The following is a 21,411-nucleotide window of genomic DNA, read 5'->3' on the forward strand; positions in this document are numbered from 1 at the left end:
CGGCCAACTGAAGGGCCGTGGAGTCGGCTCCCTCCTGCAACTGTTGGGCAGTTCGGCTCACGCGCGCAAAGTCTATCGCCACTCCGACGCCCAAAAGCACGACTGGCAAGACCAACGCAAACACCACGGCGAGGTTGCCGCGTTCTGAACGCCAAAACGTCACACGCATGGAAGCCCCTTCATTTAGCTGGGACTAACCTAGAGGCAGCATATGGAGGGTCCGTTTCGCGAGCCGGTAAAGTTGTCTCGATCGCAATCAGCTTGCGGGGAGCAGCTGAATCAGCGTCTCAAATTCACCACGATGACGCCGCCGAGCGCCAGTGCGCCGCCGTCTGGCGCCGGTCTGGCGATCGTCAAGGCCGGCCCGCACGCATCATCGCACGCGCGATGGCGAGCTGCGCTTCGACCTTGGCATTTTCCTTTTGCGTCATGTTGTCGGCTGCGATCAGGCGACGGAGCGACCGCATCACCTCGCCGTGCCGCCAACCGGCTTTCATGGATGCAGTCAATTCACGATTTGCTGAAACGCGCTGTTTCCGCCCGGGTGGAGCTAGCCTGTCAGTTTAGTGAAGTCGTGGCGCCGCGCGCGAACATGTGCCAGCAAATTCGTTTCGTTTACGACCCCTGATTGAAAGAGATTCAGCGTGGTCGAGGCCAGAATCTGACTATCGAAGTGCTGTACCATTTAGCGTCGGCGGTTATCTGGTCGACAGCCCGCTGGCAAATCGCCCGATCCTTAGGTCTAAGGAACTGACTTTTCAGCGCTCGTAGCATCTCGATGCCTTTAAAGGGGAGTCACTTGTCTCCCACGCGAGCCCATGCGCGGGTCTCCGGAGAATGGATACTAAACGCATCCAGACAGAAAATTGCCATTCGTTTGAGTGGTACCGATGCGGGGCCTTGGCATCGGTGACGTGGTTGCGATCACGGCCGCGGTACGGAGGGGGTCACCGACGACCGTATCAGTGATACAACGCACTTCCTTAGCGGGCGGCCCAGCAGCTTGGGTTAGGGGGCGGCCGCTGGGCCTGACCAGCGAGCCTTTAGGGAATGCTCGACTGGCTGGTTGGTATTTTAGATACCTCTAATATAATCGAACCATGCGAACGAAGTACGCGGCGGTAAGAAAGTGGCTGGCGTCCGATTCACTTACCGCGCGGTTTTGCCTTGGGTTCTGGCGAGCTTTCGGACGGGTTTGCAGCCAATTTTGCAGATCGCCGATCTGTTACCCACAGGGACTTTTTCCTCGCCACCAAATCGTCACGATCGCCCTCAGCGGTCGCTCGGCTATGCATCGCAGCTATGGCGTAGTCGGCTCTGTTGGTTCGATAGTCTTCTTTTTGGACAGTCATCGTTTGCTCCCAGTTTCATAGCCCCTCTTTTGCCCTGGCGGGGAGATTAACTGCCGGTGCATTACGCGAGTCAATCGATGAAACGACCACTCCGCAGTCGCGAGGGCGGGGAGCAACCCGACAATTTTTATCGTTGGAACGGCTTACAGAGTGCAACACAGCCGCCCGTTCGTCGGGCTGCGTTGATCGCGTCCATGTTGCCCTTCAGCTCGCCGATCTCGAGCATGCGCTGAGGGCGGGACGAAGTCTATGTGCCTTGACGGGATGCGGAATATATTCCTATTTTGCGGGATGCCGCACCCTCGCCGACACGAAGCCGTTTCCGAATATCACCTCGCCAAAATTGAACCACAGGCGTGGCTTCTGACGGTAGAACTCCGCGACGCGCAGTTGTCGCTCAAGCCATTTCATGAGCATTGGGACGTGATCGACCGGCTGCACGGGGATATAAAGCGGGCGATCAATCTGCTGAACGGCAGGCCGGCCGACTACGAGCGGCCGCATGCGGCGCCGATGTCGGGTAGGTAGAACACCTACAGCGAGGCAAAGGACGCCACCCAAACGCAGCGCTAATGCCGCACAATATCAGCGAGTTTCAGGCGCATCCTCTGGCCCTCCGCGAAGGCTAGGGCGAAGGATTCCAGCACGAATGCGTAGATGCGTTCTTCGTCTTCCTCGACTACGTGCACCGACCACTCGCCGTGGACTTCTACCACTTCAATTCGGGTTTCCAAAAGGCCGTCATAGCCCTCTGGATTATCACAGGCAGCGCGTTGGGGTCTGGGCACCGCTTTCCTCCCATGTTGCGAACTATGACACAGCGGCCCGCGTCGTTGGGGCTCGGCCGCCGGGCCTAACCGGCGAGAAAATGGTGGACTGGCCGGCTGACGAATAGATGCGCTCAAGTCAATTCGAAGCGAAACATGCGAACGAATGGGCGAGCTTTTTGTGCTTGGATCTACATTAGCCGCATAGCAAATTGGCTGGACGGGCGATGAACGACAAGCCTGCGACGACGTACATCGTTAGCCTTTTCGAGAAGCCGTACTGGCGCACCGTGCTGACCACGAAGGACAAGGCCAAAGCAGAGGCTATGCTAAAAGAGATCGGCGAGGGCGCCCGGATCGAGGCGCCTAACCATCTCGCCGCCACGGCTGTACGACAAAGCCCCGCTTCGGCAGGGTTTTTGTTGGTTATGGCAAGCGGTAAAATACGCCGAAAACCTCGATAGAGTCAACGCGATGGTTCTGTGTTGACGCGTAGTCGAGCGTATGCAGCAGCGGAAGACGCGCTGCGGTCGCCAACCCAAGCGGAAGATTCCTATGCTCTTCGACACAGCCGCCGCACTTCTCGACTGGCTGGGCTTGATCGTTTTTGCGATCTTGGGCGCGCTGGTCGCCTCGAGCAAGCAAATTGGACGTAGTCGGCTTCGTCCTGCTCGGCACGGTGACGGGCATCGGCGGTGGCACGCTGCGCGACCTTCTTCTGGGCTTGAGCCCCGTTTTCTGGGTGCGGGAGCCCGCCATTCTTCTCGCATGCGTCATCGTATCATGCGCAGTGTTTTTCACCGCTCACATCCCGCAGAGTCGCTACCGCTGGCTCCTGTGGCTCGATGCCCTCGGTTTGGCGCTCTTCGCTGTCACGGGTGCGGAGCGCGCTTTGCTTGCAGGCTTAGGCGCGGTGGTGGCGGTGGCAATGGGAGTGCCGGCGGAATCTTTCGTGACGTGCTGGGCAATGAAAGTCCAATAGTGCTTTCCCGTGAAGTCTATGTCACGGCAGCGCTTGCTGGGGCGATGGTCTTTGTTGTGCTCACGAATATCGGCTTAAGTCGCGAGGTCGTGCTCGGGGCAGGTCTCATTGCCGGGCTGCTCGTGCGCGGCATGGCGTTGCAGAAGGGATGGTCGCTGCCACGCTATCGCGAGCGGCGGGGGCGAACGCCCGATGAGATCGACCGCCTGGATCGAAGTGCATAACGTCCCCGAGACCTGCCAGTCCGCCCCCGGCGCTATGCCAACATCTCCCGCCGCCGTGCTTGATAGGAGCCCGGCTTGAAGTGTCGTCCCAAGTGATCAACCCTTAAGAATTTCAAGGGTGGTCTCCCGGGTTTCAGTCGTGCACGAGGCTGACATCAGCGGCAAGTCGTCTGCGACTTTTTCTTTGTCGCCAATCTTGTCCGGTCTGGACGGTATATGACGCGACGCTAATTTAATGCCAATGGCACGTTTTCTGTTGAGCCTCGTTTCGGTTTTATTTTGCAGCACGCTTCTCCAAGCGCACGCGTGGCAGCTCTTCGGCGTCAGGCAGTTTGGCTTCATATTCGATGTTCCCCCTGGCTTTGTCCTGACGCAGCGTTCGGACCAGGGCGCGGAATTTCGGGGCGAAAACGATGCCCTTCTTACCGTGTGGGGCGCAAGGCTCGGCAAGCACAGTTTTCGCGCAGAGATCGAGCACCGCATGGTCGAGGATGAAAAGCGGGGCTGGAAACTGACCTATAGGCGCGTCACGCCGAGATGGGCCAGCTACTCGGGGATCAAGAACGAACACATCCGATATGTCCGCGCCATTGCGGTCTGCAACGACCGTGCCGCGCTCTTTACCATAAATTACAGCAGCGATGAAAAAATCCCGTACGATCCGATTGTGGCGCGTATGGTGCGATCCCTGGGGGCGGAAGGTTGCTGAGAACCGTTAAAGAGTCCATCCATCTCAAACCCGTCATGGCGCTTTTCGCCGTTGCTTCGAAGACTGATCGTCAGCCGGTATCATTCAAGCCCGTCCGGCTCATAGCCCCCGGAGCATTGACGAAAATGTAAAATCCCGCCCCAATCGTAATAGATTGTTTGCTGGGGATTCGCATGAACCGATTTCTCTTTGCGGTTGCCGACTTTCTGTCCCGGCCGCCTGGCTTCTATTTGATGATCGCCGCGATGGTTGCTTGCACGGCGATGGTTCCTTTCGGGCTAACAAACGTAGTCACCTATGCGCTTTCAGTAGCTGCGATTGTGATTACCGGTGTCGTCCTGATCCAGGGTTATCGCGACACCGCTGCTATTCATGCAAAACTTGATGAGATCATCGTTGCACTGCAGGAAACGAGGAACAATGTCGTCGGGCTAGAGCACGCCGAGCCCGAGGAGATCCAGGCCCATTTGGCGCGGCTTGAAATGGAAGCGGCGGAGGCCGATCGAAAAGCAGAGGAAGACGGGCCTCTGCCCGCCTGAGCGCCCGGCGGCTTAGTCCGACTGGGGCACGGTATCGCCAGCGGGAAGGGCAGAAGCGGAAAGCCGCCCAATCGAGGGACTTTGCTCCTCATGCCGAGTTGGCGATTTCTCAACGGAGAAAGTGCCATGTCTAGGAAAAACCGTCTTGATAAAGACCCGGCCGAAGGCAGCCGCTCGGTAGTCGATGGGGAAGCAGGATCTGGACGAGGTGCATGCGACTGCTTGCTGAAAAGCGGTCAACGATTCCAAAGAACAACGCGTTCCCTTGCTTGGTCGGACCCGCTTGACCTTCGCGGGCCGGCGAGACAGTCGGCGAGCGATTTGCGCCGCCCGCCTAGCGCATCAGGCCCGCTGCCCGCAGGGCATCCTCGATAATCTTCTTCACGCCGGGTTGGCCCGATTCCGGGTGACGCGGGAACTGATGGATGGCAGTCGACTGTCGGGGCTTCGTCTTCGCATTTTCCATAGCTGGCGCCGGTGACTGGGGTGGCCGTTGGCTGGCGGGGACTTGCGGCCTCGATTTCCGGGAGGCGCTTTCCTCCGTTGCCGCGATGCCCCAGAACTGCGCGATCTCCCGTGTGGAGGCGATGCCGACATCAAGCATATAAGGTCCTGGAGCGCCGACGCCGTCGCCGACCGGCGTGCCGTGGCCCATCCCGGCGATCATGTTGATTTCGATCAAGGCCTCTCCCGCGCCGTCACGCCAGACCTGCTTTGCGTGCGGGCCGGCAGCTTCCTGACGCGTCACTTTTTCAAGCCGGTGGGCTCCCCGCCATTGGCCTGCGATCGCTTCCGCGTTGGAAGGCGAAACCGTGTGGTCAGCGGCACCGTGCCAAATCGAAATCCTCGGCCACGGTCCCCGATGATCCGATGCGCCGCGGAGGGCCCGTTGCAGATCCTGTTCCGAAGGACCGCCGTGGCCGCGCATGCGATCGAAGGCCTCCGGGATGGTCGCTGCGCTGCCGTAGGGCAGACCGGCAATGATCGCACCGCCGGCAAACACTTCCGGATAGGTAGCCAGCATGGCCGCCGCCATTGCGCCTCCGGCCGAAAGGCCCGTGATGAAGATGCGCTTTCGGTCGAGACCGTGGGTGACGACCATCGTCTCGATCATCTGGCGAACCGAAAGCGCCTCTCCCGAACCACGCTTGGTGTCGCCATGCTGGAACCAGTTGAAACAGAGGTTCGGATTGTTGCCGCGTTGCTGTTCGGGAAAGAGCAGCGCAAAGCCAGCCTCGTCGGCGAGTTGGGACCAGCCGGAATGATGGTTATAGCCGGCCGCGTTCTGTGTGCAGCCATGCAGCACGACGACGAGCGTGGCGCCCTTGGATAGGTCATTGGGAATGTAGAACTTCGCTCCCAGCCCGCCGGGATTGGTACCGAACTCGGCCAGCGTCCGGAGATGGTCTGACGCACCGAGGTCGGCGGGATGTGCGGCATGTCGCGCCTGCAGCGCGGCCAGGTGGGCGATCGTATCGGAGATTTTTCGCAATGGGGCCGTCCCTGTTCTGACGCCCGGAATGGACGGCAATCTGTGCAACGCGCTTGCAGCAATATCGTTGCTGCACGCACAAGAACAAGAGAGCGCGGGGAGATGGAGTCCGGCCGACCATCTGGGCCGGCCGGGAGTAGACGTCTTCAGCCTCGACTAGCTGTGAGATAGAGCGCGTCTTCTTCGTCGTCGCGCTGCTTGCCGCCTAACGCAGCCGCTGCGCTGGCGATGAAAGCACCGATGATGAGAGAAAGCGCGCCAACCAGCGCGAAGGTGGCGCCGGCTTTTTTAGCTGTGTCGGCTGCTTCCTGTGCTCGGACTTTGGCCGCCTCGACCTGAGCAAGCACCGCATCAACCCGGGCAGTAGCATCCGCTTGCGACAGGCCAGTGCGAGCGGCCACGAGTTGGCCTAGATAAGTCTTGTCGTCGGCCGAGACTTCGCCGGCCGCCGCACTCGTAATGAGGATGCGGGAAGCTTGTGCGGCTGCTGTCGCATCGCCCTCCGCGGCCGGCGCCGCCAGCCTGGAAAGATCGGTCGGGCGGAACAGCGCATCGACGAAATACGACGTCGCGTCGCTGCCTCCGTCGTTCCCGGCGTTTGCGGTCGCGCCTGCCGAGGCACCCATTGCTACTCCCGAGGCCACTGTCGAGGCCGCCTGAACGCCGGTGCCGATTGCCGCGGACAGGGTCGAGCCGAGCACGAACACAACCAGCAGCGTGGCGAGTGCCCAAGCCATAAAGCCGTGTGGGTATCCCGGAAGAAGGTATCATCGCTGTGAACGCCGACCCATTTGGTGCGAAGGCGCCCGGTCAGATAGCCGCCCAGACCCGATGACAGCCATTGAACGATGACCAGCCAGATCGCGGTGGACATGGCAAAGGTCGTCACGCTGGCGCTCTCGTTGGACCATGGAGACACGAGGCCGGACCCGAGAAGCATCAGGATGAACGTCAGGCTCGAGGCAGCGAAGGCGCCGGCGATGATCGGTCCCCAGTTGACTGCGGATGACGAGGACTCGACCGGCGCGGCGACGTCCGTCGCCTCCTACCGCATGAACACCGCGAGAAGGATAATGATCGGAATAGGAACTCCGAGCAGCCAGAGTAGAATGCCTCGACCCATGATTGTCTCCTATCGAAAGAACGGATGCTGGAAGTAAAACAGCCAACCCAACATGTTGGGGTGGCTGGTGTGTGATCAGGCGGCCTTGGCCATTTCGTTGGCGGAAGCATCCGCGAGACCCGTCAATGCCTCGTCCGTCATGGATTCCTCCGCGAGCGTCTGGTCGAGCAGTTTGGCTGCGTCGCTCATGCCCAAGACCTCGGCCCAGCGCTTCAGCGTGCCATAGCGGGTGATCTCGTAGTGCTCGACGGCCTGGGCAGCGGAGATCAGACCGGCGTCCAGTGCGGGAGTTCCCTTGAACTCCTCCATAATCTCCTCGCCCTCCTCGATGATGCCGTCGATCGCGGGACACGTCTTGCCCTGTGCCCGCTTGCCAAGGAGCTCGAAAACCTGCTGCAGGCGCACGACATGACCTTCGGTTTCGTCCTTGTGCTTCTCGAAGGCTGCCTTCAGATCGGCCGATGATGCGGCGCGCGCCATCTTGGGAAGCGCCTTCAGGATCTTCTTTTCCGCGTAAGATATCTTGGGCGTATCGAGGAAGAGATCGTCCAATGTCTTTTCTTTCGCCAGGGCGGATTTCCTTTTGGTTCCAGCATTTTTCTGTTGTCGTTCACGGGGTTGTGAAACGCATGCTCAACAAGCGCGCAACGCCGGAAAGGTTCCTTGAGACGTGTCGCTGCACGTCACTCTAAGTTCGTGGGTCACCCCCTGGTTCAATTCACTTCCCGCTCCGCCAGCCATTTCGCTATCGAGGGATCGCATGATGCTCTGATACTTGGCGTCTCTATTATCGAGCTTCTTGAGAATATTTTTGCCGGCGCAGCCATGAACGAGCGCGCCTGACCTTGGGGATGCTGCTCGCCAAAGTCGCCGGCGGCGAGATCAGCCCTTCCACCCCAAAAGAATTCTCTGGCGACGAGAACGATGTCTCCCGCCAATCGTGACGCCGCCTGGCCTCCGATCCGGTTGCTCCAGGCGGCCAACAATGCCCACGGCGAAATAGACGTCCGGTCGTTTTTCGAATTGGCGCGCTGGAGAGACCAAGGAACAACGACCAGCTGTGATGCCTGCGGGTCAACCGCGCGGTGGGCGCTCGCCGTCGCTTTCGCACAGGTAGTTGTGAATGTCGGTTGCAGCGACCGCGGCGTGCCCGAATGCGACCGCGAGCTGGTTGATCTCGTTGACGATGTCGCCAGCGGCATAGAGGCCAGCAATGGCGGTTCGCTGATGCGAGTCGACGACCACGTTGCCGACCTCATCACATTTCGCACCCAGGTCGATAGCCAGTTTCGAGCGTATGGTGCAGCCCATCGCGGGGTAGATGGTGTCGAAGACGCGCACATCCCCGTTGATGAGCCTGACACTGGCTCCACCTTTGGAGTGCAGCGAGCCGGGCATGCATGCCTCTACTTTGACTTCAGCCCTTCTTAGCAATGCGCCAGCGTCGTAGTCCAATGCCGTGACCGCACTGGTCACCAGCATGGTGACGTCTTGGGTGTACGTTCGCAGGAACAGCGCTTTCTTCATCGCATCGTCGGCCGGACCGAACACGGCCACCCGCTTGCCGATAAGCTCATATGCGTCGCAAATTGGGCATAGCCGCAGGGAACCGGCTTCGATCATAGCCGCGATTTCCGAAATATCTGGCAGTGTGTCGACGATTCCGGTGGCCACAAGCACCGAGCGAGCTCGAATACGAGAGCTCGCGGCGACAAGGAAGTCTGTCCCGTCAAGGCAGACGTCTAGCACCATATCGTCGACCAGCTCCGCGCCATACCGCACGGCTTGCTCCCTCATGCGCGTGAGAAGATCGACGCCAGAAATGCCATCTGGGAAACCCGGACAATTGTGACTTTCGGGAATCCACTTCGCCCGGCTTTCGCCAGAGTCGATGACAATCACGCGACGCAGAAAACGTCCCAGATACGTTGCGGCCAACAGGCCGGCCGGGCCGCCGCCGATGATGAGACAGTCCCATAATTCACTACGACTCGGCGAACTTCGCGCCACCACGATGGCCTCCTGACCTGCCGAATTTTGCGCCGTGACCGAAGTGTCGCGATCGCGTTGAACGAAACGCGGCGCAGGTGGTTTGGTTACATAGAAACAGCCACGCTCGTCGGCTAACTCGCAGCCCTGTGCTCGATGACCAGCTTCACGCGATCAGGGCGGTGCTGCGCTCGCCTTGCATGGTTCTTTCCAGCGGAAGCTTGCATAACGCCGTGGCACTTCAAATGCCGGAAGGCCGCGGCCTCATCAGGTCAAATCGTGGCGAGGTCATCGTCCGCGACCGAGCTGCCCTCATCTCCTTGGCAAACGGGTCGTATGGGCAGCCGGAGGCAGAGTATGCCCGCTTGATCGGCAAGCCGGCATCCCCATGTCTCGGGGCCAGGGTCGCTTCACTCCCCACAGGCTCTGGCACGACGGGGCCGGGCCTCCTACCAGGACGGCTCACCGGTGTCGCCGCTCGGTATGAAATCGCGGTGTCGTTCCAAGACAGAGTCGTTGAACGTGAGCGGCGAATGGGTTTCCCTGCGGAGATCGACGAAAATTCCTCGGGTCGCTCCTCACTACCCCCTGGCAGCCTTGAGCCGCGACGTCGAGCGGGGTCGCCATGTTCGATCCAATGGTGCCCAGTCCCGTACGCAATGGCCGCGCGTCCCGAGCAGCCTTGCTGGAGAGTTCTACTGTTCCACTGGAACTGGATGGTGCACAGGCTCTGCATGGTGAAACACCTGTCCCAGGTCGCGCGCGTCGAATGTCTGCCCGCAAACCGGGCAGTAAATGAAATGTTTGGACTCGTCGTCGGCGGGGCCGTCATGCGTCTCGCCCTTGTACCCCGTGGCGATGTTGTTGGTTCGGATGCGCTTCATTCGGCGCCATCTGGCGCCTACCCGCCCGACGTCAAGGCCGACCGCCGCATGGGATGGCGCGCGCGATGGCGAGCTGCGCCGCGACCTCGGCGTGGTCCCTCTGCGTCATTTGTCGGCAGCGATGAGCCTCTAGAGGGGCCGCATCATTTCTCTTCGCGTCCAGCCTGCAGCGCCAAGACGACAGCGCGAATATGCCGACCGCGAGATCGATTGCCAGGAGGCGATGGAGCCCGGCTTTCAGGCGATCGTCGATTGCATGCTCGATGCTAGCGCCACACGCATTGGGGGAACAATGCAGGCCCTCGCCGGTTAAAGACTCGCAGCGGTCGATCCGTCTCGGTGCAGCCACTGCCGGGGTCCGTCGCCAATCCCTCCGAGGCGGCGGGCTCCCTCTCCTACTGCCCAATGCCAGATCGCCTAACCTTCAAGGCGCGCGGCCCAGAGCAGATGAAACGACAGTCGCATCTGTTCCCGGCATTTCAAAGAGCATAGGCAATTGGCGACATCCGGCCTCGTCTACGATCAGCCCCTCGATAGTCGCGACGGAGAGATGGCTCTTTAGGCGCAGCCGGATAATCGCCGCGAGTTTGTGAACCGGCACCGGCGTTGCCCCGGCGTGATGGTCTAGCAATTTATTGATCTCGGCAAGTACTTCTGACTCGCCGGCGTGGGGCAATGGTAGCATGACAGCCTCCCGTTCGGAAAAGTAACTATAAGCCGATGGGGGCGATGTGTCTGGCCACGTACGCTTTTGACAAAACGTCCTGGACTTTATTTGGTGAGTTCACGACCAACACGTACTCACTCTTTGTCGGCCCGATCGATTTGGTCGAGCAATGACCTGTGGTGATCCGGTAGCTCCTGTTCTACCGGAAGATTTAGCGCCTTGCGAAGGTAGTTGCGGATGGCTTCTGCCCTGATCCACCGTCGTACAAGGTCGGCGATAACCTTCTGTTTCCTTTTGTCGACCTCAACCATCGACGAGCCTGCATGCGACCATAGGACCGAACCATCCGAGGGCCAGAGTTGTTCCCTGGGAATGCTGTCTGGGGATCGGATAACTCGCTCCCCCGAAGGCCCCGGTGCCCCTTCGGGTTAGCGCCGATGGGCACAGCCGTGCTATCTACCTACACTTGGCAGCGCCCTCGATCAGTTAAGGTGCGGACCCGTAAGTCGGATCTATCCCGATGTTCCCACATCTTTGGTGGCTGTCCCGGGGTTACAGGGAAGTTTTGGAGACGAATGGACGGTATGCTTTGACCTGCATGGCGTGGCGCGGTGTCTGGATAGTGAGCTCGCACGCCGGGTCAGACTTGGCAGCCTCAGACGATGCAATCACGACGTCATTAGGCAAGCCTTTACTTGCTCACTGCAGTTCGCCATGGGGCATCTCGTTTCGCCACCTCCAAATCGCGGACGCCGGCTGACAGCGAGCTTCCTTCCCGCGATCAGGGGCTTCTGCGGTCGTGGCAACCGCCACCACGTCGCCAAGCTATTCCCCGCGCCATAGTTGAGTCAGGGGCATGCGCTTCGAGGATCTGAAGCTGTGTGTTCCGGGCGCCATCATCGCCGGGGTCCCAAGCCGGCGCCAAGACGGCGCTGCGGCGGCGGCGATGTTTTCTCGGCAACCGAGTGCCAGATGAATATCTCGGCCGACGGGCGCATCAGGGTTCCTCGGAAGGATTCAGAAGCGGCGCGTACCCTGCAAGCTCATCAGCGCTTCGCGCTATCGCTTTCCGTTTCGGCCCTCGCGAGGAACTGCTCGGTTGTCGAGGGAAGATGGTCCTTCAACCATTCCGCCATCGCGACCTCCTCTCGCAAGTTCTCGTCGCAAGCCCGCGCGACCTCGCTTTCGCCCAGCGATTCAGCGGCGGCAATCAGGATCGTGTAGGAGGCGATTTCCATGTGCTCGAAAGTGTAACTCGCGAGTGATCCCTTCATCACCTCGTCGCCGGCGAAGATGCCGCTCAACGATTGCGCCATCGCCGTCAGCTTGCCGCCAGCATCCTTCATCGTGGATGAACCCTCATCCATTCGGTCGAGGCAGATTTTCAACCGAGCAGCCTGCTGCCTCGTTTCATCAAGGTGCAGTCGGATTCGGTCGCTGAGCTCGGGATAATTCTCGATACGGCTCAACTGCCCGTTCAACATCGTTTCGGCCTGCTCTTCCATGGCATGAGCATCTCTAAGCCATTGGGCAAGCCATTCTCGCGCCTCTGACATTTCAAATCTCCTTAGTGGACGGAGAAGAACTGCCGAACGGTGACATTGTTCCCACTTCGTCTGGTCGGATTAGAGAGGTCCGATGAGACGGCTCTCAGGTCCGGCGCGCGCGGAGTAACATCCCTGCCTGCTCGGCACTGCCGCCGTAGTATTCCTTCGTAGATGGCGACAGCAGGGATGCCTGGCGCCGCCTTCAAAAGGGGAAGGACCTCGGCATCGAAGATGTGCTCGAGAGGGCCAGGCCGTCGCCGGCCGCGAGCCTTTTGCTTTTGCGATGGCAGGTCCGGATGCTTTTTGATGCGATAGGCCGTCGCTCTGCTGATCGACGCCTTGGCCGCGGCAATCTCGGTCGTGTGTTCCTGTCGTAACTTCATAAAGAGCCGTCTGATGGTCGGTTACATGACGGCGTGGCACAAAGGTGATTCTCCATTCTCAGAAAATCGCCAAGGTACTTCAGCCAACCGCGCTCAACAGACGTCGGCAGTGGGCGTCGCGGAGGTGGTGTAACTCCGTTCGGGCTACGCCTCACTGCGTCACACCACCTCCGCCGAGTCTCATCTTGATTGATGCTGAATCTCATCCTGATCGCTGCGCCGCAGGCAGGCACGCAGAATGGCCGCGGGGCAGGCATATTAGGCCGGCGCACACGATTACACGCAGCTGCGCCGGACCGAGTCGAGCCGCTCTCTCACGTCCTCGCCGATCCGATGCAAGCCATTGCGGCAGCGTGGGCAGGCATGGTCCTCGATGTCGACGATCCTTCCACCCGCGGCAGATGGGATGGCAACGCGCCGCGGTTCGTCCGACGCTTTCTGGCTCAGGAAGCCGCACGAGAGTAGCGTGGATCTCTATTCACCTCAAGGTGTCGAGCAGCGCCCTGGCCTCTTTGAGGTCGGGTGTCTCAAAGCCTTCGGTGAACCAAGCATACACCGGCGCGAGCAGATCGCGGGCGTCGGCATGCATGCCCTCATCGCGCCAGAGTCGGGCGAGGCTGGTGGCAGCACGTAGCTCCCAGAACTTTGCGGATTGACGCCGGCCGATCTGGATCGCACTCTGAAACGCGGCGCTTGCCTCGCCTGGTCTTCCGCCGTCCGGCAAAGCTGTCAGGAACTGCCCCCGCAATCGATGCAGTTCGGCGTCCGGCCAGCGCTGTCCCGTCCGCTCGACCGCCGCCTTAGCCTCATCCAATTCCCCGAGCGCCCGTAGCACGTCACCGGAGAGTGCGCAGGCGTCGGCAAGCAGGCTGAGAAAGAATGGTCGCATCCATTCTGCGCCGCTGCCCGTCCACTCCGCGAGACCGCGCTCGATCGCCGCAATGCCGACTGCTCCGTGCCCTTGGCGAGCAGTGGCCCAGCCATTGACCACCGTCGCGCCGGCGCGCCACAGATCAAATTTCTGCTCCCGGGCCAATTCCAGCAAGGATGCGGAGTGCTCAGCGGCCACTCCAGCGTTGTGGCCATAGGCACCCGCCATCGCGCTGTACATCAGGGCAAACCCTAGCGTGTTCTTGTGGCCAACACGGCGCGCCAACGCCAGTGCTTCGGCTTGCCGGCGAGATGCTTGATCTGGGTAGCCCAGCAGCCACAGCACCCAAACCAGGTGCGACAGCACGGCAACCCCAAGGTCTTGTCCGAAGGTAAAGGCTGTGGAACCGTGCCGCTCCGGGTCGTACAGCGCAATAGCTTGCTCGAGGTGCTCCCGGGCGGCGGGCAACTCGCCCGTCATTTCGTTGGTCGCCCCGCAAATCCGGTGCGCTACGCATAGTCGCTCCGGGTCGGGGTGCTGCTCGGCCAACGCGAGAATATGTCGGGCGAGGTTCTGCTGCTCTCGAACCGCCATCCGGACGTATTGGACAGCCCAGAACCCATACAGCACGGGGAATTGTTGTGACACGTCGCCTATGGCCTCGACCAGATCCCGGGCGCGGGCGAAAGCGGCAGCGGTTTCAGACGCGGCGTAGCCGTGGCGGGCGATGCACGCCTGGCCGAGCATCGTCTGGAGATGCAGCTCGCGCTCCGCTTGAGCGCGGTCTTCCGGCAAGGTTCGCAAGAGTTCGATGCTCTTGGCAAGATGGCCTGTGGCTTCCGCAGCTGCCGAGCGCCGGAACGCGCGTTCGCCAGCCCGCTGCCAGTAATCGACGGCGCGCTCCATCAAGCCGGCTTGGGTGAAGTGATGGGCAAGCAGCTCAGGCTGGGTTTCGACCACGTCCGGCCACCGCTCTTCCAGCACCTTGGCGATCCGCGAGTGCAACTTCTGTCGTGTGCTACGCAGCAGGCTCACATAGGCGGCATCCTGAACGAGAGCGTGCTTGAAGGAGTAAGTAGCTTCGGCCGAGGTGCCGCGACGGAAGGCGAGACCGGCGCTCACGAGCTGGTCCAATCCTTGCGTCAATGCCGCCTCGGGAATTCTCGCCACCGCGGCCAGCAGCTCATGGCTAAACTCTCGGCCGATAACCGCGCCGATCTGCGCCGCCTGTTTTGCGAACGGCAACCGATCCAACCGTGCCACCAGTGAAGCCTGCAAGGTGCTCGGCACCGAAAGCGAGCCCGCGATATCGGGCTGACTGGCGCGCTCCAGCACGGCCTTGGTCAATTCCTCGATGAACAGAGGCACCCCATCGGTCTGCGCCACAATCCGCTCCAGCATCCCAGCCGGTAGCGCCTGACCGACGACAACCTGGCTTGCGAGCGCCGTTGCCTGGCGAGGGCCGAGCCGGCTCAGCGCAATCAAGGTCACGCTGGTTTGGCCGACCCAAGGCGCCTGAAACTCTGGCCGAAAGGAAATGATCACCATCACTGGCAATGCGGCTAGACGCATGATTGACCTGTCCAACAGCTCAAGCGAACTTGGATCGGCCCAATGCGCGTCCTCGAACAGGATCAGCACGGGGGACCGACGTGCCTTTTCGTCCAGAATCCGGTTCAACGCTCCGAAGGTCTGCTCCTTCTTGCGCTCCGGACTGAGAGCTAGTGGCGGATAACGCTCTCCGCCCGGCACGCTGAGCAACTCGGCGACGAGCGCCACCTCTTCCAGGGTGGCGCCGAGTGGGAGAAGCAGGGCTTCCAGCTTGTCAAGCCGTGCGCCCGCAGACTCGCTGCGCACGAAGCCGGCGTCGTTCTGCCAGCGTGCGATTATGGGCTGCAGTGCGCTGTCGCGGTGATGCGGCGAGCAGAAGTACTTGAGTTTGAGATGCGCCTCCCCGGCCACGCGCTCCTCGAGCGCAGCGATCAGGCGGGACTTGCCGATGCCGGGCTCGCCGGAGATGAGCACCACCTGCCCTTCACCATCTTTTGCTTGCTGCCAGCGGCGCAGCAACAGGCCGAGCTCGTCATCGCGCCCGACCAGCGGCGAGAGGGAAGCCGCATGCATTGCCGCGAACCGGCTCTCAACCAAGGCTTCGCCCAGCACCAGCCACGCGCGCACAGGGCCAGGCAGGCCTTTGAGATCAAAGTCGCCAAGCTCGCGGTACTCGAACAAGCCGCCGATGCGCCGCCGTGTTTCTGCGTCGATCAATGCGCAGCCAGGATCAGCGAGCGATTGTAGGCGCGCGGCGAGGTTTGGGGTCTCGCCTATCACCGTCTGCTCCTGTGCGGCGCCGGCGCCCAGCAGGTCGCCGACGACGGCGAGGCCACTGGCTATGCCGATGCGTGCGGTAACCCGTTCGCCGGCCGGGGCGGCCTGGCCGACCTCCTCCAGCGTAGCCAAAGCAGCGCGCACGGCGCGCTCGGCATCGGCCTCATCAGCTTGTGGCCAGCCGAAATAGACCAGTACACCGTCCCCCATATACTTTGCGACGAAGCCGCCATAGCGACCAACAGTCTCCGCGACGCAGCGATGGTAGGTCCCGATCACCTCGCGCATGTCCTCGGGGTCCAGGCGGGCTGCGAGTGCCGTCGAGCCGACGGCGTCAACGAACATGACCGTTAGCTGCCGCCGCTCAGCGTCTGGAAGCGGCGTGGCTGCCCCTGAGATCGCCGCCAGGGATCGCGTGGTCGAGGTAACCGCTGTATCCGAAGTCGCGCGCAGGGCGGCGATGGCGGCGAGCAGCTTGCGGCGGTGGCCGATCGATATGACCCCGAGCGCCACGAGATCGTCGGCGGTGAGCTGGGGAAGCGTATCAGCTTCAATGTCGTTTTCGCGAAAAGCCGGCTCGTATTGCTGCAGGCCGAGGCTCAGGAGCCATGCCGCGATATCCACGCCCCTTCTCCTCTTCGGCTGCGGGGGGCTGCTCTGTTCCCCGGACTATATCCCAAATTGATGGAGTAGGCAGAAATCTCTCTGGCCAGGCCGCTGAAACGAAGATATCGGCCGTGGACCGGCGGCTGAACTCCGAGATACCAAGATCGCTGCCGCCGTCTGCTGCAGCGGATGGTTCGGCGCTGTGAGGACACTTAGGCAAGCCCGAATGCTAGGACCAGGAAGCCCATTGCTCCGAACCCGGCATGGATAACGATCCCGGCCCGTGTGCTGCGACGCCGCTGGACGACATAGGGCAGGAGCAACGTGATCGGCACGAGCGTCAACAGGACTTGCCAGGGGAAGGCAGCGTGGAACAGCAACCACAGTATCCCATTGACCAGCCAAGCCCGCTCCCCGAAGGCAACCTCTTGCCGCGGCAGTGCGACACCCCGCCAGACAAACTCTTCCCCAATGACGTTCAGTACAAAAAACGGAAGCCACGCGCCGAGAATCCAGTATCGGCCGGGACCGAGCGGCTCGAAAGCCATGAACGAGGGATGAAGAGTCTTCCCGTCTTGCAGCATCAGGAGCGCGGCGCCGATGCCGCCGGTCAGCACGCCGACAGCCGCCAGCCCTCCAATTGCCCAGAGCCAGTCGCCGCCATTCATCAGGCGAAGCCACAGCCGCGCGCCCAACGAACCCGGCAGACGCCGTTCCCGATACAACAGCAGGGCAGCCGTGAGAAGCAGGGGGCCAAAAAGGACGATGCTTGCGGCCAGGAACCACATCACCACAGGCTCTGCCCCGGTGGCGGAGACGAACGCCGGGACGGCTACCCGCGTTGTCAGGAACAGCAGCAGAGCACCCGCGCCGAACAGAGCAGCGGAGCCGCCCAGGCCCAGCGAAGGAACCCGATCAGGCTCCGGCCCGTCGCGCCTTTCATAACCGTTTGCTGTCAATGGCCATTCTCCCGCCCGTGCGCCGAACGAATAAGTTAAGCCGTGCCACGAAGCGGCATGAGCATTGCACCGCTTAATGAGAGCAGGTTATCGGTGGATTTATGGACCGCATAATCCGCCGCACATCGCGCCGATGCGAAGGCGGGCGTGAGGGTGGCCTACTGATGCCGCGCGAGCCGGTCCATGGGTGCGTTTGCTTCGGCCAACTTGGCCAGCGCTTGGTCGTGACCCGGATGGGACCTCACCGCCCGTTGCGAGACAGCCAGCGAGGTAGCCGGTCTTGAAAACTCTCATTCTCTTAAGGGATTCCACAATCTGTTTAGGCAACAGATGGGCGTGGTAGCATCAAGGATTTTGAGGTAAACTTTGCCGCCTTGAAATCGTGCCGCGTCCTCCGGCTTGCCTTAGGAGATGTTAAATGCGCGGGTTCTTGCTCTTCATTCCGCTACTGCTTCTACACATCCCGATTATATCGCATGCGGCCGACATTCACGACGCCGCGAAAGAGGGCGACGTCGGGGCGATCACGGCAGCGCTCGATGCAGGTGCCGGCGTCGATGAGAGCGATGGAGACGCAACGCCGCTCTATTTTGCGGTCATGATGGGCCACATAGAAGCGGCAAAACTGCTCATAGAACGTGGCGCGGACGTCAACGCCCAGACGACTTGGGGTCCCCCGCTGATGGCGGCTGTAGGGGTAGGCAAGATCGATCTGTTAAATCTTTTGCTGGAGCATGACGCAGATCCAAAGTCCGACCGTGGCGGCGAATCCGCTCTTCATGTCGCCGTCACTCTCGGTTGTCTCGACTGCGTGAAGGCACTGGTCGAGGCCGGCGCAGACGTGAATGCGAAGGCAATGGACGGCAAGACACCACTCCATCTGGCAAAACGCCAGGGGCAACGCGAAATTGCCGACTATCTCATATCCCACGGCGTGGTCTTGCCAACACCAGCTCCGGTCTCAATGAAGTTGGCTTCTGCCGATGTCGAGAAAGGCCGAACCACCTTCACCCGCGCGTGTAACCGTTGCCACAACGCGGAGCCAAAGGGAGGGAACAAAATAGGACCGAACTTGTGGAGCGTCGTCGGCCGCGACAAGGCATCTATGGCAAATATGCGTTACTCCGACGCCTTGCTGGGCTGGGAGGGTGTATGGACGTACGAGGACCTGAACAGATATCTCTTCGGGCCTATGCTCACCACGCCGGGCGTTAAGATGGAGACGCCTGGTGTCCCGGACGAGACCGAACGGGTCAACCTGATCGCCTACTTGCGCACACTCAGTGACAAGCCGATCCCGCTGCCTTGAATCGATGATCTCTTGCGCAATTACTGCTACGGGCCTGCGTCGGCTAGTTTGCTCAAATAGTTACCTTTGGTGACCCAACGGCCCGGCTACCACAGGCGAATACGCGCCGGGAACGGTCGACCCGAACTAGGCGCCAGACAGGCATATCTTTCGCAGCTAATGTTCCAGCGCTGCAGGGAGACAACGGCCGATGAAGAGTCAAGAAATTCTGGCCAACACCACCCGTCTCGGCCCGGTTCATCTGCGCGTCGTCGACATTCCCGCCGCCTTACCGGTCTGGCGTGACGTGGTCGGCCTCTCGACCCTGACCAGGGACGGCGGGATCGCCGAACTCGGCGTCGACGGCAAGACCCTTATTGCGCTGCACGCCGGGGCAACAACCGTCCTGCCGTCAAAGTCCCGCGATCTTTTTCATGTCGCCATCCACGTCACGACCCGCAAGGAATTGGCCCGAGTCGCCGCCCAGCTGCGTGCCTCCGGCCTGAGGCACAGCGCTCAGGATCATCTGATCTCGGAATCCCTTTACGTTTCCGACGCTTCAGGCAACGGAATCGAGATCTGCTTCGACACGCCCGAGCGCCTGGCCTCCAGGGAAGAGATGGCTGGCGGCGGTGTTTTGCTTGTCGCCAAGGACGGCACGAGACATTCCGGGCTCGAACCTCTCGATATCGATCGATTGCTGCAGGAGCTCGACCCGGCGGACCGTGTCAAAGTCCCGCTGGCGGCGGATTCCATCATCGGTCACATTCATATGCGCGCGCGGTCGCCCGAAACGCTGATGGCGTTCTACCTCGGCGTGCTTGGCTTCAGGCCACATATCCAGTCTGCAACGTTTGGCTTGTTCGACTGCGGCACCGAGGAACGCCCACACATGGTGGCGTTCAACATCTGGGCTCGCGACGAGCTGAAGGAGCCACCACTCGGCGCGGCAGGTCTGGAGCATTTTACCGTCGTGCTTCCCACCCAGGAAGACTTTGCGGGCGTCGCGCGACGTCTCGAGGATGCGCACGTGCCCTCGCTGCAAACTGACGGGGCACTGGACCTCTCCGACCCTGAGGGAAACCGACTGCGGATGGTGCTCGCGAAAGACTGATCTGACGGCTGTGGGCCTGAACGGGGGGAACAATGACGATAAGGGTAATCGGAGCGGGCTTCGGTCGGACGGGGACGGATTCGATGCGTGAGGCGCTGACGATTCTTGGCTTCGGCCCCTGTCACCACATGTTCGAAGTCATGGCCAATGAGGACCAGAAACGGCTTTGGCGTTCGCTAGCGAAGGGCGCGGCACCAGACTGGAACCAGCTGTTTGCGGGCTACGCGTCCTGCATCGACTCGCCCTCGGCACACTATTGGCGTGACCTGATTGACTTCTATCCGGACGCCCTGGTCATCCTGACATACCGATCGCCGGAAGCTGGTGGAAAAGCTTCGAGAAAACGATCCTGGCAGCTATCAGCCAGAGCACGGATCAGGAGTCACTGGGTCTTGCGTTGGTCTCCAGGCAGGTCTTCGGCGGCCGGCCGCACGATCGCGCCAATGCCATAGCCGTCTACGAAGCCAATGTAACGGCGATCATTGCGACAGTACCGCCGGGTCGACTGCTGGTCCACAATCTGGGCGACGGATGGGAGCCGCTCTGCCTGCATCTTGGCGTGGCAGTACCGGACCAGTCCTATCCCAATCGCAACAACACCAAGGAGTTTCAGTCGGCCCTTGCACAGAACTAGTCTGACCGTCTGCAAGAGGTCATGGGCGTGAATTCGGCCGAGCGCGAACGGCAGGTTTGGAGAAGCACCATGTCGCGATATGGCGCATCCTTCCTGTTCGTGAACCGGAAGGATTGACCCATTCACGACAGTCGAAATCACGGTGAATGGGTCCGCTTGCGCCTGTAAAGCGAACGTACGACGTGCTACGAATCTCGTCTGGCTGGTCCTGGGCGGACCAGAGGAGCTAACGTCTATGCTATAGCCCTCCATGGCCCTCCTGAATCCCTGGGTTTGGACACCAGTTCGAGCGGAGCGCCAGAGAGATGCCCTGAGGCGCTGCTGTCACGTGGGATGGCTGCCTCGCAGGCGCCGCCCTCCGATAGCTCATGGGCGGCTTGAGGCGGCGATCGCGGGATAGTCGGTATAGCCAGCGGAGCCGCCGCCATAGAGCGTCGCCGAGTTGAACTCCGTCAGCGGCGTGCGCGTCTTCAGCCGTTCAACAAGGTCGGGATTGGCGATGAACGGGCGCCCGAAGGCGAACAGATCCGCCTTGCCCTCGGCGAGCCGCGACGCCGCGAGTTCGAGGTCGTAGCCGTTATTGGCGATATAGGTATTGTTGAAGCGCCGGCGGAGCGATCCGAAGTCGAACGGCGCGACATCGCGCGATCCGCCCGTGGCGCCCTCGACGACATGGATATAGACGATGCCCAAAGCATCGAGTTGATCGACGATATAGTCGAACTGCGCCTGGGGGGCGCTGCTCGAGACGCCGTTGGCGGGCGAGACGGGCGAAATCCGGATGCCGGTGCGCTCTGCGCCGATCTCCTCGACCACCGCAGTCGCAACCTCCAGCATCAGCCGGGCGCGATTCTCGACCGATCCGCCATAAGCATCCGTGCGGACATTGGCACCGTCCTTGGCGAACTGGTCCAGCAGATAGCCGTTGGCGCCATGAATCTCGACGCCATCGA

18 protein-coding genes and 5 pseudogenes are annotated in these 21,411 nt (G+C 61.1%); 9 read left to right on the forward strand and 14 right to left on the reverse strand.

The window, feature by feature from the left end; translation table 11 throughout:
• Both NKI25_RS33860 and NKI25_RS33865 read right to left on the reverse strand, forming a co-directional pair.
• A partial coding sequence (locus NKI25_RS33860; protein ID WP_353000650.1) for a pilus assembly protein TadG-related protein occupies positions 1-169 on the reverse strand: 169 nt, incomplete at its 3' end.
• Between the two features lie 184 nt (positions 170-353).
• Positions 354-497, reverse strand: a complete 144-nt coding sequence (locus NKI25_RS33865) for a hypothetical protein (protein WP_352642881.1) — start codon at positions 495-497, stop codon at positions 354-356.
• A 1,245-nt stretch (positions 498-1,742) separates the two neighbouring features.
• On the opposite strand from NKI25_RS33865, the gene NKI25_RS33870 reads away from it, so the two are divergent.
• Positions 1,743-1,880 (forward strand): hypothetical protein, encoded by a 138-nt coding sequence (locus NKI25_RS33870; RefSeq protein WP_352592433.1) that lies wholly within the window; start codon positions 1,743-1,745, stop codon positions 1,878-1,880.
• Between the two features lie 41 nt (positions 1,881-1,921).
• Here NKI25_RS33870 and NKI25_RS33875 read toward each other — a convergent pair whose 3' ends face one another.
• Complete coding sequence (locus NKI25_RS33875) at positions 1,922-2,140, reverse strand: hypothetical protein (RefSeq protein WP_352592430.1); 219 nt, start codon at positions 2,138-2,140, stop codon at positions 1,922-1,924.
• A 206-nt stretch (positions 2,141-2,346) separates the two neighbouring features.
• Between NKI25_RS33875 and NKI25_RS33880 the strand changes: the two genes are divergently transcribed.
• The 4 genes and pseudogenes from NKI25_RS33880 to NKI25_RS33895 all read left to right on the forward strand — a co-directional run bounded on the left by NKI25_RS33880 (position 2,347) and on the right by NKI25_RS33895 (position 4,573).
• Positions 2,347-2,583: a hypothetical protein gene (locus NKI25_RS33880; RefSeq protein WP_352592428.1), complete on the forward strand. Its 237-nt coding sequence runs from the start codon at positions 2,347-2,349 to the stop codon at positions 2,581-2,583.
• A gap of 215 nt (positions 2,584-2,798) precedes the next feature.
• Positions 2,799-3,325, forward strand: a pseudogene (locus tag NKI25_RS33885) (trimeric intracellular cation channel family protein).
• A 241-nt stretch (positions 3,326-3,566) separates the two neighbouring features.
• Positions 3,567-4,034 carry a hypothetical protein gene (locus NKI25_RS33890; protein ID WP_352625177.1) on the forward strand — a complete coding sequence of 156 codons (468 nt, stop codon included), beginning with the start codon at positions 3,567-3,569 and terminating at the stop codon, positions 4,032-4,034.
• A gap of 173 nt (positions 4,035-4,207) precedes the next feature.
• A complete protein-coding gene (locus NKI25_RS33895; RefSeq protein WP_352592422.1) occupies positions 4,208-4,573 on the forward strand; it encodes a low affinity iron permease family protein in 366 nt (121 codons plus the stop codon).
• A 334-nt stretch (positions 4,574-4,907) separates the two neighbouring features.
• On the opposite strand, the gene NKI25_RS33900 is transcribed toward NKI25_RS33895, so the two are convergent.
• Both NKI25_RS33900 and NKI25_RS33905 read right to left on the reverse strand, forming a co-directional pair.
• Positions 4,908-6,065, reverse strand: coding sequence for an extracellular catalytic domain type 1 short-chain-length polyhydroxyalkanoate depolymerase (locus tag NKI25_RS33900; protein WP_352592420.1), 1,158 nt, complete (start codon positions 6,063-6,065; stop codon positions 4,908-4,910).
• A gap of 146 nt (positions 6,066-6,211) precedes the next feature.
• Positions 6,212-7,005 (reverse strand): annotated as a pseudogene (locus NKI25_RS33905) (hypothetical protein).
• Between NKI25_RS33905 and NKI25_RS33910 the strand changes: the two are divergent.
• On the forward strand, positions 6,914-7,225 hold the full coding sequence (locus tag NKI25_RS33910; protein WP_353000652.1) for a hypothetical protein: 312 nt from the start codon (positions 6,914-6,916) through the stop codon (positions 7,223-7,225). The pseudogene NKI25_RS33905 and the gene NKI25_RS33910 overlap by 92 nt on opposite strands.
• 38 nt (positions 7,226-7,263) lie before the next feature.
• On the opposite strand, the gene NKI25_RS33915 is transcribed toward NKI25_RS33910, so the two are convergent.
• From NKI25_RS33915 to NKI25_RS33950, 8 genes and pseudogenes are all read right to left on the reverse strand, one after another.
• On the reverse strand, positions 7,264-7,758 hold the full coding sequence (locus NKI25_RS33915; protein ID WP_352592666.1) for a YciE/YciF ferroxidase family protein: 495 nt from the start codon (positions 7,756-7,758) through the stop codon (positions 7,264-7,266).
• A 504-nt stretch (positions 7,759-8,262) separates the two neighbouring features.
• Positions 8,263-9,201, reverse strand: coding sequence for an NAD(P)/FAD-dependent oxidoreductase (locus NKI25_RS33920; RefSeq protein ID WP_352625183.1), 939 nt, complete (start codon positions 9,199-9,201; stop codon positions 8,263-8,265).
• Between the two features lie 1,284 nt (positions 9,202-10,485).
• Complete coding sequence (locus NKI25_RS33925) at positions 10,486-10,746, reverse strand: hypothetical protein (protein ID WP_352592414.1); 261 nt, start codon at positions 10,744-10,746, stop codon at positions 10,486-10,488.
• A gap of 1,028 nt (positions 10,747-11,774) precedes the next feature.
• A complete protein-coding gene (locus tag NKI25_RS33930; protein ID WP_352625184.1) occupies positions 11,775-12,284 on the reverse strand; it encodes a ferritin-like domain-containing protein in 510 nt (169 codons plus the stop codon).
• 140 nt (positions 12,285-12,424) lie between these two features.
• Positions 12,425-12,698, reverse strand: a pseudogene (locus NKI25_RS33935) (IS21 family transposase); the annotation flags it as partial.
• 231 nt (positions 12,699-12,929) lie between these two features.
• A pseudogene (locus NKI25_RS33940) lies at positions 12,930-13,095 on the reverse strand (IS66 family transposase zinc-finger binding domain-containing protein); the annotation flags it as partial.
• 41 nt (positions 13,096-13,136) lie between these two features.
• The gene (locus NKI25_RS33945; protein WP_353000647.1) at positions 13,137-16,481 is read right to left on the reverse strand and encodes an AAA family ATPase; all 3,345 of its coding nucleotides are present in this window, start codon (positions 16,479-16,481) and stop codon (positions 13,137-13,139) included.
• Between the two features lie 194 nt (positions 16,482-16,675).
• Positions 16,676-17,422, reverse strand: a complete 747-nt coding sequence (locus NKI25_RS33950; protein ID WP_353000648.1) for a CPBP family intramembrane glutamic endopeptidase — start codon at positions 17,420-17,422, stop codon at positions 16,676-16,678.
• 418 nt (positions 17,423-17,840) lie between these two features.
• Between NKI25_RS33950 and NKI25_RS33955 the strand changes: the two genes are divergently transcribed.
• The 3 genes and pseudogenes from NKI25_RS33955 (at position 17,841) to NKI25_RS33965 (ending at position 20,458) form a co-directional block, all read left to right on the forward strand.
• The gene (locus NKI25_RS33955) at positions 17,841-18,731 is read left to right on the forward strand and encodes an ankyrin repeat domain-containing protein (protein ID WP_352592406.1); all 891 of its coding nucleotides are present in this window, start codon (positions 17,841-17,843) and stop codon (positions 18,729-18,731) included.
• Between the two features lie 190 nt (positions 18,732-18,921).
• Positions 18,922-19,824 carry a VOC family protein gene (locus tag NKI25_RS33960; protein ID WP_352592403.1) on the forward strand — a complete coding sequence of 301 codons (903 nt, stop codon included), beginning with the start codon at positions 18,922-18,924 and terminating at the stop codon, positions 19,822-19,824.
• Between the two features lie 83 nt (positions 19,825-19,907).
• A pseudogene (locus NKI25_RS33965) lies at positions 19,908-20,458 on the forward strand (sulfotransferase family protein).
• Between the two features lie 366 nt (positions 20,459-20,824).
• Here NKI25_RS33965 and NKI25_RS33970 read toward each other — a convergent pair.
• Positions 20,825-21,411: oxidoreductase (locus NKI25_RS33970; RefSeq protein ID WP_502897491.1), on the reverse strand; the 587-nt coding region annotated here is incomplete at its 5' end.

This window comes from Mesorhizobium sp. M0808, assembly GCF_040320025.1.
Lineage (GTDB): Bacteria > Pseudomonadota > Alphaproteobacteria > Rhizobiales > Rhizobiaceae > Mesorhizobium.

Bases quoted from the DNA above. Each gene is read 5' to 3' on its own strand.
- NKI25_RS33930 (WP_352625184.1), bottom strand. From the start codon at position 12,284: ATGTCAGAGGCGCGAGAATGGCTTGCCCAATGGCTTAGAGATGCTCAT.
- NKI25_RS33955 (WP_352592406.1), top strand. From the start codon at position 17,841: ATGCGCGGGTTCTTGCTCTTCATTCCGCTACTGCTTCTACACATCCCG.
- NKI25_RS33890 (WP_352625177.1), top strand. From the start codon at position 3,567: ATGGCACGTTTTCTGTTGAGCCTCGTTTCGGTTTTATTTTGCAGCACG.
- NKI25_RS33895 (WP_352592422.1), top strand. From the start codon at position 4,208: ATGAACCGATTTCTCTTTGCGGTTGCCGACTTTCTGTCCCGGCCGCCT.
- NKI25_RS33865 (WP_352642881.1), bottom strand. From the start codon at position 497: ATGAAAGCCGGTTGGCGGCACGGCGAGGTGATGCGGTCGCTCCGTCGC.
- NKI25_RS33910 (WP_353000652.1), top strand. From the start codon at position 6,914: ATGACCAGCCAGATCGCGGTGGACATGGCAAAGGTCGTCACGCTGGCG.
- NKI25_RS33880 (WP_352592428.1), top strand. From the start codon at position 2,347: ATGAACGACAAGCCTGCGACGACGTACATCGTTAGCCTTTTCGAGAAG.
- NKI25_RS33925 (WP_352592414.1), bottom strand. From the start codon at position 10,746: ATGCTACCATTGCCCCACGCCGGCGAGTCAGAAGTACTTGCCGAGATC.
- NKI25_RS33960 (WP_352592403.1), top strand. From the start codon at position 18,922: ATGAAGAGTCAAGAAATTCTGGCCAACACCACCCGTCTCGGCCCGGTT.